General features: G+C 66.7%; 12 protein-coding genes. 9 read left to right on the top strand and 3 right to left on the bottom strand.

What is annotated here, in order from left to right:
* The first annotated feature begins 9 nt into the window (after nt 1-9).
* The 7 genes from ACVILL_RS09695 (at nt 10) to ACVILL_RS09665 (ending at nt 4,449) form a co-directional block, all read left to right on the top strand.
* Entirely contained in the window at nt 10-396 is a 387-nt protein-coding gene (locus ACVILL_RS09695; RefSeq protein ID WP_456728852.1) for a hypothetical protein, read from the top strand.
* Between the two features lies 1 nt (nt 397).
* Entirely contained in the window at nt 398-2,149 is a 1,752-nt protein-coding gene (locus ACVILL_RS09690; protein WP_456728851.1) for an OmpA family protein, read from the top strand.
* The gene (locus ACVILL_RS09685; protein ID WP_057018933.1) at nt 2,149-2,649 is read left to right on the top strand and encodes a GTP-binding protein; all 501 of its coding nucleotides are present in this window, start codon (nt 2,149-2,151) and stop codon (nt 2,647-2,649) included. The genes ACVILL_RS09690 and ACVILL_RS09685 overlap by 1 nt, the downstream gene beginning before the upstream one ends.
* A gap of 293 nt (nt 2,650-2,942) precedes the next feature.
* Nucleotides 2,943-3,353, top strand: coding sequence for a DUF3597 domain-containing protein (locus ACVILL_RS09680; RefSeq protein WP_456728850.1), 411 nt, complete (start codon nt 2,943-2,945; stop codon nt 3,351-3,353).
* A gap of 78 nt (nt 3,354-3,431) precedes the next feature.
* Nucleotides 3,432-3,722 carry a hypothetical protein gene (locus ACVILL_RS09675; RefSeq protein ID WP_456728849.1) on the top strand — a complete coding sequence of 97 codons (291 nt, stop codon included), beginning with the start codon at nt 3,432-3,434 and terminating at the stop codon, nt 3,720-3,722.
* Nucleotides 3,723-3,794: 72 nt separating this feature from the next.
* A complete protein-coding gene (gene mscL / locus ACVILL_RS09670) occupies nt 3,795-4,214 on the top strand; it encodes a large conductance mechanosensitive channel protein MscL (RefSeq protein WP_456728848.1) in 420 nt (139 codons plus the stop codon).
* A gap of 67 nt (nt 4,215-4,281) precedes the next feature.
* Entirely contained in the window at nt 4,282-4,449 is a 168-nt protein-coding gene (locus ACVILL_RS09665; protein ID WP_456728847.1) for a hypothetical protein, read from the top strand.
* 124 nt (nt 4,450-4,573) lie between these two features.
* On the opposite strand, the gene ACVILL_RS09660 is transcribed toward ACVILL_RS09665, so the two are convergent.
* Both ACVILL_RS09660 and ACVILL_RS09655 read right to left on the bottom strand, forming a co-directional pair.
* Entirely contained in the window at nt 4,574-5,392 is an 819-nt protein-coding gene (locus ACVILL_RS09660; protein ID WP_456728846.1) for a class I SAM-dependent methyltransferase, read from the bottom strand.
* Nucleotides 5,379-5,843 (bottom strand): Rrf2 family transcriptional regulator, encoded by a 465-nt coding sequence (locus ACVILL_RS09655; protein WP_456728845.1) that lies wholly within the window; start codon nt 5,841-5,843, stop codon nt 5,379-5,381. The genes ACVILL_RS09660 and ACVILL_RS09655 overlap by 14 nt, the downstream gene beginning before the upstream one ends.
* Nucleotides 5,844-6,014: 171 nt before the next feature.
* Here ACVILL_RS09655 and ACVILL_RS09650 point away from each other — a divergent pair, with 171 nt between their 5' ends.
* The gene (locus ACVILL_RS09650; protein WP_456734221.1) at nt 6,015-8,102 is read left to right on the top strand and encodes a tetratricopeptide repeat protein; all 2,088 of its coding nucleotides are present in this window, start codon (nt 6,015-6,017) and stop codon (nt 8,100-8,102) included.
* 7 nt (nt 8,103-8,109) lie between these two features.
* On the opposite strand, the gene ACVILL_RS09645 is transcribed toward ACVILL_RS09650, so the two are convergent.
* Nucleotides 8,110-9,840, bottom strand: coding sequence for an ATP-dependent Clp protease adaptor ClpS (locus tag ACVILL_RS09645; RefSeq protein WP_456728844.1), 1,731 nt, complete (start codon nt 9,838-9,840; stop codon nt 8,110-8,112).
* Nucleotides 9,841-10,163: 323 nt separating this feature from the next.
* Here ACVILL_RS09645 and ACVILL_RS09640 point away from each other — a divergent pair, with 323 nt between their 5' ends.
* Nucleotides 10,164-12,500 (top strand): mechanosensitive ion channel domain-containing protein, encoded by a 2,337-nt coding sequence (locus ACVILL_RS09640; RefSeq protein WP_456728843.1) that lies wholly within the window; start codon nt 10,164-10,166, stop codon nt 12,498-12,500.
* Nucleotides 12,501-12,505 lie beyond the last annotated feature (5 nt).

Here is a 12,505-nt window from a genome sequence, read left to right as displayed (position 1 = left end):
TGCGCGGCTATGAGTAAGCAGGAAATCACCATGAAGGGTACCGATCGCCAGACCAAGGACACGGACGGGCCGGCAAATGCTCCGGCGGCCGGCAACGGCGCGGATCCGGCAGCGCATGGCATGGCGGCGATCGATCAGGTCCGCGACCTCCTGTTCGGCGGCGCGCAACGCTCGCTCGAGACCAACCTCTCGGGTCTGCGTGACGAGATGCAGGCATCGCTGAAGCAGATGCAGGCGGACTTCACCAACGAGCTCACCGCGCTGCAGGCGAGGCTCTCCGACCTCGAACGCGATACCGAGCAGAAGCGCCTCGAGTCGCTGAAGGATGTCGGCGCGGCCATCTCCCAGCTCGGCACCGTCATCAGCGGATTGGGATCCGGCCGCACGAGCAAATAGCATGGCAGCTGCTGCCGGCCAGAACCGCGAGATCGAGCAGCTCAGGACCTTGCTGTTACAGCCTGAGGCGACGCGTCTGACTTCGCTCGAGGCCGATCTCGATACGCTGCAGCGTTATGTCGGCAATGCCGATCGCCTGGAGACGGCCACCGCCGGCATCCTGGTCGAGGCGCTGGAGCGCGCCGAGGTCAACCGGCCGCGCGAGCTCGCCAGTGCGATTGCGCCGGTCGTGGTCTCCGCGATCCGCAGCGAGATCAAGAACTCGCGCGAGCAGATGATCGAGGCGCTCTATCCGATCGTCGGCCGGCTGGTCAGCGCCGCGGTCGCCAATGCGTTCAGGGAGCTGGTCGCCTCGCTCGAGCAGCGCATCAATGCGCTGACCTCGGCGCAATTATGGGTCGGGCGGACCAAGTCGCTGGTGACGGGGCGTCCGATCAGCGAGTTCGTGCTCGCCGACAGCCCGCCGCGGATCAACCGGCTTTTGATCATCGAGCGCGGCAATGGCCGCCTGATCGCGGACTGGAAGCGCGAGGCGAACCCGGACGAGCGCGCCGATCTGCTCAGCGCGATGGTTGCCGCGATCCTCGAATTCTCCGTGCAGGCGTTGGCCGGCGAGGGCAATCTGCAGACGCTCGATTTCGGCGGACGGCAGCTCGCGCTGCGCGCCTCGCCCCGCTTCATCCTCGCGGCGGAGTGCCTGGGACCGCTGCGTCCCGCCGACAATGCCAGGATCAACTCGCTGTTCTTCGACGCGATCGAGCGCATCGACCGCGGCGCGGATTGCGACGGGCCGATGCTGGCCTCGCTTGCGGCCGCGATCGAGACCGACGACGCGCCGCCCAGGATCGCGAGCCGGCGCGGCAAGGTCATCCTGTTCGCCGTGCTCGCCGCTGCGGCCGCGCTACTGCTCTGGCTTGCCGCGACGTCGGTGACGCGCAGCCTGCTGGAGCGGCGGACCCATGCGGCTCTGGAGCAGCTCGCCGCGAAACAGCCGTTGCTGAACTCATTCCCGCTGCAGCTCGACTTCGATCACGGTAGCCGCAGCGTCGCCGTCTCGGGCATCGAGCCGAGCCAGCTGGAGACCGCGCCGTTGATCGACGCACTGGCGGCGGCCGCGGCGCCGTACAAGATCGTCAACCACATCGGGCTAGTGTCGACGCCGGAGCAGGCGGCGGCATCGCAGGCCGGTATCGCGGGCCTGCAGCAGAGCCTGACGCGGCTGCAGGCGAGCCTCGACCAGATGCGCGAGGCGATTGGCGCGCAGGCGAAGTCGGGCGACCAGAAATATGCCGGGCTGACCGAGCAGTATGACAAGCTCGGCGAACAGTACGCCAAGCTGGGCGAGCAGTACGCGAAGCTGCAATCCGTCGCCGACGGTCCGGTGGCGCGGCTCGACCGCTTCATCGCCTCGACCGCGATCTTCTTCGCCAACAATTCGGACGAAGTCCTCGACAACGACCAGGCCGAGCAGCAGCTCCGCGAGCTCGCCGGACTGCTGGCGAACAACGATCTCAGGGTGCGGGTCGTCGGCTATGCCGATCAGAGCGGCACCGAGGGCACCAACAAGACGCTGGGGCGCAAGCGGGCGGAACAGGTGCAGCGCAAGCTGACCGCGCTCGGAGTCGATCCGTCGCGGCTGATTCTGGTGTCGCGCGCCGCGACGATGCCGATCACCGACCGGCTCGAAGCCACCGTCGGCGGCAACCGCCGCGTGGCGTTCGAGACGGTCTATCGAGGCGAAGTGGCCCGCTGATGCTCACCGCGAAAGTCATGCTGCTCGGCGACATGGGGGTCGGCAAGACGTCGATCCTCTACCGGTTGATCTACAACCGGTTCGAGGGTCAGTACAAATCGACGCTAGGCGTCGAGATCCTGAGCCATGACGTGGCGCCGGCGGACGGCAGCGATCCGATGCGCCTCGTGCTGTGGGACACCGACGGCGATTTCGGCACGCAGATCTTCGACACCGTCTATGTCACCGGCGCGTCCGCGGCCATCATCGTGTCCGACGTCACGCGGCCGCAGACGGTGACCCGGATGGTCGAACTGGTCCGCGGCTTTGAAGAACGCTTCCCGGGCCGGCCCTACCGGGCGCTGTTGAACAAGATCGACCTGCCGGAAGCCGCGGGCAGCGCCGGCGCGATCGCGGGGCTCGCCAAGTCAAGTGTCAAATCGGTCAGCGCCAAGACCGGCGTCGGCATCGCGGAAAGCTTTGTCGAACTCGCGCAGACCATCCGCCGCCGCCAGCTCTAGTCTAGGTCACGATACCTAAGCACATAAGCGCGTTGGTGTCAGCCGTCCCGACTTCTCGGGGCTGGCGAATCGGGCCGGGACGGCTGACTTCATCGCACGTGGGGCGTACGATGAAACGCTCGCGACGCGCGGTGCACGACCGCACGATTCTCTCCCCGACTGCACCACGCTGTCCCACACTCCGATAGTGACGATGGTCATCTTCCGCTCGGCCAATGGCCTGCCTATCGTCCGCCCCGTCACCGGAATCAGCCACGAGACAAACGGTGTCTCGGGCGCACGGAGTGAGAGACATGAGCATTTTTGGAAGCATCATGGGTGCAATCTTCGGCCACGGCGCCCAGGCCAAGACGGCTGAGACCACAACCGCTGCCGCGCCCGGCGCTGCGCCGGCTTCAACATCGACATCATCGTCAGCACCTGCATCCGCCACGCCCACAGCGCAAACGGTCGACGTCGCTGCGATCGTCGACAAGGCGGCTGCTGCCAGCGGCGAGAAGCTCGACTGGCGCACCTCCATCGTCGACCTGATGAAGGCGCTCGGCCTCGACTCGAGCCTTGCGGCGCGCAAGGAGCTCGCCAAGGAGCTGCACTACACCGGCGATACCAACAACACCGCCACCATGAATGTCTGGCTGCATCAGCAGGTGATGGCCAAGCTCGCCGCCAATGGCGGCAAGCTGCCCGACGACATCAAGACCTGACATCCTGCCTCGAGCCGTGCGTGGCGTTCGCGCCCCGCACGGCTCAGAACAATGCGTATTGCGTGAGGAGCAGCTGCGATGACCTCATCTCATCTTGCCATCCTGAACCGGCCCGTGAACAGATCTTGGACCGGCGTCGTCGCCGCTTCGATCGGCGCGGGACTTGGACTGGCAGCACTGGCGCTGGGCATCACCATCGCCATTGCCCGCGCGGATAATGCCGGCAACGAGCCACGGCCGGCGAGCGCGAATGTGCAGCGCGCCGCGCAGAACCCGCCGCCCGCGCGGGTCATCTTGCCCGCGCCGTGGGAGCAGGCAGCGCCCGCGCAGCCGGTCGCGGCGCCCGCGAAGCCGGCAGAGCACCAATAGTTTTCGCACCTTTTGTTACGGCCGGCGCATCCGTCGCCGGGCCGCGCCACATCCTTTGGAACAGGAGATCACATGCTGAAGGAATTCAGGGAATTTGCCATGAAGGGCAACGTCGTCGATCTCGCCGTCGGCGTGATCATCGGCGCCGCGTTCGGCGCGATCGTTTCGTCGATGGTCGCCGATATCATCATGCCGATCATCGGCGCGATCAGCGGCGGGCTCGACTTCTCCAACTATTTCACCGCGCTGTCGAAGTCGGTGACGGCGACCAACCTCGCCGACGCCAAGAAGCAGGGCGCGGTGCTGGCCTGGGGCAACTTCCTGACCCTGACGCTGAACTTCCTGATCGTTGCCTTCGTGCTGTTCATCGTGGTCCGCCTCATGAACCAGCTCAAGCGCGAAGCACCCGCGGCACCGGCCGAGCCGCCGAGGCCGAGCAGGGAGCAGGAGCTCCTCACCGAGATTCGCGACCTTCTGAAGTCGCGTGCGTAGAGCGTTTTCAAGCGGCGACACTGTCGCTGCAAGCATGCTGCGTACTGCCCAGCTCTGGAGCCTCATCATGCCAGAACAGGTCAAGCTGCCCCGAAAGCTATCGCAAGAACCCGGTGCTCCGTCCAGGTTGCGGCCGAGCCACCGGCGGGTCATCGAAGAACTCGACCGCTGGGCCAATAGCCCCGGCCTGCAGCCGCCGAGCGACGGCGACCAGCAGGACGACGACAAGCGCTAGAGCATGATCCGGAAAAGTGGAAACCGGTTTTCCGAAAAGAGCATGCTCAAACAAAGAGGTGAGATCGTGATGCGATTCCGTGGAAACGCATCATGATCTAGCCAGGTGAGAACGGCACCTGCGGTTACGACCGCAGCGCCGTCGCGATCAGCGCGGTCGAGGGAATCGCGAAGCTGTCGCCGACCCGCCTGCGCTCGATCTCGCTCCGAAGCGCGCGCGCGACCGCGGCGCTCCGGTCCGCATCGAGCCCGCTCCAATGCGGCATGAACTCGAACAATTTGTCGATGTCGGCGGGATTGGCGACATTGAGTTGAAAGTCATGGGTGATCTCGGCGACGACAGGATCGGAGAAGCCGGCGGCGATGACCGCTGCAGTGAGGCGGCCGGGATCGGCGAGTTCGGCGAGGCCCGCGACGGGCATCGGCGTGACGCTGTCGGGATAGAGCCGCCGGATAATCTGCGAGAGCAGGAGATGCACGGCGGCGCCGTCGGCGCTTTTCCAGACCGCCACCGCCACCGATCCGCCTGGTCGCGTCACCCGTGCCATCTCGCGCAGGCCGGCGCGCCAGTCCGGAAACAGCATCACGCCGAACACCGACACCGCCGCGTCGAAGGCGGCATCGGGCAAATCGAGCGCCTGTCCGTCCATCTGCCGCGCCTCGATATTGGGCAGGCCATGGGCGCAGACCCGCGCCACCATCCCGGCCGAGAAGTCGATCGCGGTGACCGCGGCGCCGGTGTGTGCGGCAGCGAGTGCTGCGGCGCCGGTGCCGGTGGCGACGTCGAGCACCTTCGACGACGGGCCGATCGGGAGCGTTGCGACCGCGGCGTCGGCGAACAGCGTCGTGAACGGCTGCGACTGCGCCTCATAGGCGGCGACCATCTTGTCCCAGTGTGCGGGATCGTTATACGGCAGCGGCTTCGCCTGCTCACTTGACTGCATGAATCTGGTCCTCGAGGCTTTGCTTGTGCTTGGCGAGCCGGCGCTTGAAATCCTTCGCGAGCGCTTCGAGCGTCACGGCGCCGAGCCGCTTCAGGAACAGCGCCTCGACCTCGCGAAACGTGTCGCCGAGCGCTTCGTTGACGGCCTGTTCGACCAGGCAGCCGGGATTCTCCGAGCGGTGGCCCATCGCGACGATGGTGGGCGCGCCCACCGCGCGATAGATGTCCGCGAGCGTGATGTCGGCGGGATCGCGCGCCAGCGTCCAGCCGCCGCCATGACCCTTCTCCGAAGAGACCTGCCCTTGCTCGCGCAGGCCCGCCATCACCCGGCGCACCACCACCGGGTTGGTGGCCATCGCCTTTGCAAGCTGCTCCGACGTGACCGGTTCGCCCGCTCCGATCATGTGGAGCAGGCCGTGCAGGACGCTGGACAGGCGGCTGTCGCGGATCATGTAACGTCATATGTTACATGATAGCCGAGACGTCAAGAGGGGTAATGCGTCGCAGGAGTCGATGCATTGATCCGATATTCGCGTGCCGGATTTGGCGGCGCCGCCCGTTTAACCCCCATCGGGGTCTTGAAAGGCGGGGGCGGTATCGTGGGCAATGTGGCGGTCGATCGGATGTTGCTGGATGCGGTGGCGCATTATGGCTCGGGCCGCGCGACGGAAGCCGATGCGCTGTGCGGCGATATCCTCACCGCGCATCCCGACCATGTTCCGGCGCTGCATCTGTCCGCGGTGATCGCCTTCGTGACCGATCGCGCCGCAGAAGGCGCGGTGCTGCTGAACCGGGTGTTCAGCCTCGATCCGCATCATGGCCCGGCGTTCGGCACGCTCGGCGATGCGCTCGCCGTGAAGGGCGAGCATGAAGGTGCGGTGGCGGCGTTCCAGCGCGGCGTGACATTGCGGCCGAAGGATGCCGGCCTGCACATCAAGCTCGGCGTGGCGTTGTGCGAGCTGTCGCGCTTCGACGAGGCCGAGACGGCATTTCGCCGTGCAATCGCGCTCGATGGCGGCCTGACGCGGGCGCGATTCAACCTCGCGGTCGCCCTGGCCGGGCAGCACCGGCTGGTCGAAGCAGAGCAGGCCTATCGCGAGGTGATCGCGCGCGATCCGGCTTATCGCGGCGTCTGGCTCAATCTCGGCAATGCGCTAACCGACCAGAAGAGGCACGAAGCGGCCGTCACGGCCTATCGGCGCGGGCTTGCCACGGATCCCGATAATCCCGGGCTTCACAGCGGCCTTGGTGCGGCGCTGTACCGGCAGGGCTTGCTGGAAGACGCGACCCGGCATTATCGCCGCGCGATCGCACTCGATCCCGACAGCATCGCGCCGCAGCGCCTGCTCGCCATGGTGCTGCACGAACTGGGCGAGCGCGAGGAGGCCGTCCGGATCTATCGACAGGTCTCCGCCCGCAATCCGTCGGATCACGTCATCCTCAACAATCTCGGCGCCGCCCTGTTCGAGCTCGGACAGGTCGACGACGCCATCGCCTGCGCCGAGCTCGCGCTGGCGCTGAAGCCGGACTACGCCGCCGCGCACACCAATCTCGGGATCATCTTCGAGGCGCAGAATCTGGTCGAGGCGGCGGTCGCGGCGCATCGGCGCGCCATCGAGCTCGATCCTCTCTATGCCAAGGGCCACGCTAATCTTGCGGTCGCGCTGCGCAATGCCGGTGAGATCGATGCGGCGCTGGTGGCCTCGCGACGGGCCATCGCGCTCGATCCCGATCAGGCGCTCGCGCATTACAACCACGCGCATTTCCTCCTGATGAACGGCGAGTTCGAGGAGGGATTTGAGAAATATCAGTGGCGCCGCAAGACCAAGCTGCTGAGCGACGGCGATCCCGTGTTCGACGAGCCGGAATGGCAGGGTGAGCCGCTGGCGGGACGCACGCTGCTGCTGTTCGCCGAATACGGGCTCGGCGACGCCATCCATTTCGTCCGCTATGTGCCGATGCTGGGGGGCAGAGGCGGCCGGATCATGCTGCAGGTGCAGCCGGCGCTGGTCTCACTGCTGCGGTCGATGCTGCCCGACGTCGCCGTGTTCGCCCGCGGCGAGCCGCTGCCGCCGTTCGACCTGCAACTGCCGCTGCTGAGCCTGCCGCGGATCTTCCGCACTACCGTCGGGACCATTCCCGCGGCGACATCCTATCTGCAACCGGATGCGATCAAGCTCGCGCGCTGGCGCGAGGCGCTCAGTGGCGTGTCCGCGCTCAAGGTCGGCGTGGTCTGGGCCGGCAATCCCAGGCACAAGGGCGACCGCCAGCGTTCGCTGCCGGCGGATGCCGTGCTGCCGCGGCTGGTCACACAGGGCGTGCAGCTCTACAGCCTGCAGAAGGAACCGCGGCCGGACGATGCGCCGGTGCTGCGGAATCTCGGCGCCGATATCGTCGACCTCGCGCCGACGCTCGGTGATTTCGCCGACACCGCGGCGGCGGTCTGCGCGCTCGATCTTGTCATCGCCGTCGACACCTCGGTGGCGCATCTCGCCGGCGCACTCGGCCGCCCGGTCTGGATGCTGTGTCCCTATGCGCTCGACTGGCGCTGGCTGCGCGACCGCGCCGACACGCCCTGGTATCCGACCATGCGGCTGTTCCGCCAGGACAAGCCGCAGGCCTGGGACCGCGTGCTGGCGCGGATCTCCGACGAGCTTGCCCGCGTCGCCGCCGGTGAGCGGGAGTTGCTGCTGCCGCCGACGGCTCGTTGACCGGCCGTCACACTGCGCTCATCCCCTGCGCGCCGCCGAGCAGCTTCACGTTGAGCCGGCCGCCGTCGAACAGCATCTCGTTCAGTGCTGCGTCGATGTCGTCAGGCTTGACATCCTGTCCACCGTCGCGGGCGATGCTGGCTTGCGCGATGCGGCGCATCAGCTCCTTGATGAAGGCGGCGCTGACGCCTTCGGTGCGCTGCACCGCCGCATCGACGACGGGCGGCTCGAGCGGCAGGCCTCTGCCGTAGAGCCGGATCAGCTTGCCGCGTCCGGTCTCGTCGGGCAGCGGCACCTCGATCGCCTGGTCGATGCGGCCGGGCCGGCCGGCCAGCGCGCTCTCGAGCTCTTCGGGGCGGTTGGTGGTCAGCAGGAACAGGATGTCGCAATCCTCCTTCAGGCCGTCCATCTCGTTCAGCAGCTTGTTGAGCAGCGATTCCTCGCAGGGGCCGCCCATGTCCTCGCGGTCGCGCGCGATCAGATCGACATCCTCGATCACGACCATGGTCGGCTGCAGCAGCCGCGCAAGGCTCATATAGGCGCCGAGCAGCCCAACCTGCTCGGCGGTGATGATCAGCGTGGTGTGGCCGGGCAGGTTGGTCGCGAGATAGCGAATGGTGTGGGTCTTGCCGGTGCCGGGCGGGCCGTACAGCAGGATACCCTTGCGGGTCGACTGGCCGAGCTTGCGCAGCAGATCGCGGCTTTCGACGAAACCGAGCACGTTGCGGTCGAGCAGCCGCAGCGTCCGGTCCGGCAGGATCACGTCATCGCGCGCAACCGTCGGCAGCCGATGCACGGTCACGCCGCGTGCGCGGCCGCGATAGTCCGGGGCATTTTCCAGCGACAGGATCTTGCCGCGATAGGATCGCGCCGTATGCACCGCAGCTTCCAGTTCGGCAAAGGTCTGCTGCACCAGGGCGTTTCCGGCGGCGCCCGCGGGCACCGCGAGCTCGATCCGCAAGCTCGGCTCGCTCTGATAATCGCGATGGTAGCTGAGCAGCACCGCGTAGCGCAGCTCTGCGGTCTGGCACAGCCACAAGCCGTTGGTGAGGCATTTCACCGGCTCGGCCTCCCCGACGTCGACGTCGTGATACTGCGGCGGCGCGATCGCCGGCGCGTTGCGGCTGTTTTCCATCAGCGCGGCGAAAGCGAGCGTCTCGTAGCGGTGTTCCTCATGAAGGCCGAAGAAATGGATCGGCGCATCGAACAGCCTGTCGATCGCGATCTGAACATCGGCACGCATGTGACCGGGAAACTGCCGCGACCGGGTCAGGATCTGGTTGCGCGGCACTCCGGCAAAATGCCAATCGAGTGCTATAAAGGCGTATCTGAACTCCTCGCCCGGCAGTTTTTCCGAACTGGCCCTGGCCGCGAGCAGGCAGTTGCTGCACAGGCAGACCGTCTTGCGGAAGAGAAAGACGTCCGTCACGGGTTCCAGTGAGCCGCAGAGGTGGCATGGCCGCGCCGCGTCGGCAGCCTCCGTCGTGATCGTTAACGGATGGCCATTGCTGCGGATCAATTGCTGGGCGGACTCCAGCAGGGCCTGGGCCACTGGCGCTGGATAGGGACCGCATGCGATTCCGTTGTGGGCCTCGATCCGTGCGGTAGCGGCAACCGCCTCTTTCCGGGATTTGCCAAATACCGTGCGCAGCAGGTTGCGGATGAACTCTATCGGTGTCTCGCTGTCGTCGTGAATGAAGAGCTTGAGCGGGCCGTTCTCGGCAAAGACGTCGTGCATGATCACCTCGAAACGCAATTGGAAACAACAAAGAACAAAATAAGAACATCACAAGGGTTCCTGCCCGTCAAGCGAAAGATTCCGCCACCTCATCCCTGGCGTGTGGCGCGCCGGTCGGCCGGCTCAGCCTGGAACGCGCGGCATGTGTAAACGCGGCTCAACGCCTGTGACGATTGTGTTGCGGCAAATGCCAAGAGATGGCCGTCACAGCGGCAAACTTCCGACACACCATCGGGGCGAAAAGGAGTATCCGACATGGCGCGAGCGCGAGAGCAGATTCCTCCCAAGGGTTTGCGGTCGCGCAGTTATTTTATGAGGCCCTCGTGTCGCACAAACTTCGCCTTGCGCTGCTTCTCGTCTTCACTTTGTTCGTCTCTCCCGCGCTTGCGCAGCCGGCCGCCAAGCCGGCGCCGCCGCAACCCGCTACCGGCGACGCGCTGACGCCCGAGCAGGCGAAACGTGCGCTCGACACGCTGCAGGACGACAAGAAGCGCGGCGAGATCATCAACACCCTGCGCGCCATCGCCAATGCCTCGCCGCAGCCGGCGCCCGCGCCCGAGCAACCGCATTCGCCGATCCCGCTCACCGCGGACAGCCTCGGCGCGCAGTTGCTGCTGATGGTGTCGGAGCAGGTCGGCGAGGTGTCGCGCGAGGTTGCCGGCGTCGCGCGCACGCTGACGCATTTCCCGGCGTTCTATTACTGGTTCGTGCGTACCGCCAACGATCCGGACGCCTATGGCCTCCTGATCGACATCGCCTGGAAGCTGGCGCTGGTGTTCGGCTGCGCGCTGGCCGCCGAATGGGTGGTGTTCCGCCTGATCAAGCGGCCGGTTGCGTTCCTGGAGCAGCGGCTGCCGCAGGCCGAGCGGATGCCGGTGCCGGTGCTGGCCAGCGCCGATCCGCCGTCGTCGGTTGCCGACGTCACGCCGACACCCGAGTTGCAGCGGCGCCGGCTCAGCCTGGCGCGGGCCTGGCAGTCGCTGATCCGGCTACCCTTCGTGCTCGGCCGCCTGCTGCTCGAATTGCTGCCGGTGCTCGTGTTCGCGGGCCTCGCCACCGCGCTGCTCGGCACCGAGATCGGCGACCAGTCGACCACGCGGCTCGTGATCCTCGCGGTCGTCAATGCCTATGTGTTCTCGCGCGTCTTGATCTGCGCGGTGCGCGCGCTGGCGGGGCCATTCGGCCTGTTCCGCGTCCGGGCCGAGACCGCGGCCTATATCGAGATCTGGGCGCGCCGCATCGTTGCGGTCGGCGTCTCCGGCATCGCCTTTGCCAATGTCGCGCTGCTGCTCGGGCTGCATCGCGCCGGCTACGCCGCGCTGATCCGGTTGGTGATGCTGGTCGTGCACCTCTTCATCGTCGTGATCATCCTGCAGTGCCGCCGCCAGGTCGCCGAATTCATCCGCGCGCCGGCCGATCGCATCGGCCTTGCGGCGCGGATGCGCAACCGTCTCGCGGCGCTCTGGCATGTGCTGGCGATCGCGCTCGACCTCGCGCTGTGGGCGGTGTGGGCGCTCAACATCCGCAACGGCTATTCGCTGCTGCTGCAATATTTCGTTGGCACCATCGCGGTGCTGTTGGTCACCCGCCTGGTCACCATGGTGGTGCTCAGCCTGATCGATCGCGGCTTCCGCATCAGCCCGGAGTTGATCCAGCGCTTCCCGGGGCTGGAGACCCGCGCCAACCGCTATCTGCCGCTGCTGCGCAAGGTGGTCACGACGGTGATCGCCTTCATTGGCTTCGTCGCGCTGCTCGAGGTCTGGGGCGTCGACGCCATCGTCTGGTTCTATGGCGGTCAGATCGGCTCGCGCCTGATCTCGGCGCTGGTGACGATCGGCATCGCCGCGCTCGCTGCCGCAGTGATCTGGGAGGTCGCCAATGCGCTGATGGACCGGCAGATAGACTCGCTGTCGCGCGAGGGGCATTACGCCCGCGCCGCGCGCCTGCGCACCTTCCAGCCGATGCTGCGTACCGCGCTGTTCTGCATGATCGTCGCGGTGGTCGGGCTCACTGCGCTGAGCGAGATCGGCGTCAATGTCGCGCCGCTGCTCGCCGGCGCCGGCATCGTCGGCATCGCGATCGGCTTCGGTTCGCAGAAGCTGGTGCAGGACCTCATCACCGGGTTGTTCCTCCTGATCGAGAACACCGTGCAGGTCGGCGACACCGTCACGGTGTCGGGCCTCTCGGGCGTGGTCGAGAACGTCTCGATCCGCACCATGCGGCTGCGCGCCGGCGACGGCTCGGTGCACGTCGTGCCGTTCAGCGCGGTGACCACGATCACCAATTCCAGCCGCGGCGCCGGTAATGCCGCGGTCAGCGTCAACGTGTCCTACAAGGAGGACACCGACCGCGCCGGCGAGGTGCTGAAGGACATCGTCGCCCAGATGCGCCAGGAGACGGCGTATCGCGCGCTGATCCGCGGCGATCTCGAATTGTGGGGCGTCGACAAGGTCGACGGCTCGGTCGTGACCATCGTCGGCCAGATCCGCTGCACAGACAGCGGCCGCTGGTCGGTGCAGCGCGAGTTCAACCGCCGCATGAAGCGGCGCTTCCAGGAGGAAGGCATCGAGATCGCCTCGATGGGCCAGACCATCCTGATGCAGCTCCCGCCCCCCTCCGAGCCTGATGGCAGCGCGATGCCGCGCCGCGCGGCAGGCTAATCTGG

The organism is Bradyrhizobium sp. USDA 3364 (assembly GCF_054056355.1).
Note: the sequence above shows the minus strand (reverse complement) of the source record. Positions and strands in the feature narration are given on the sequence as shown.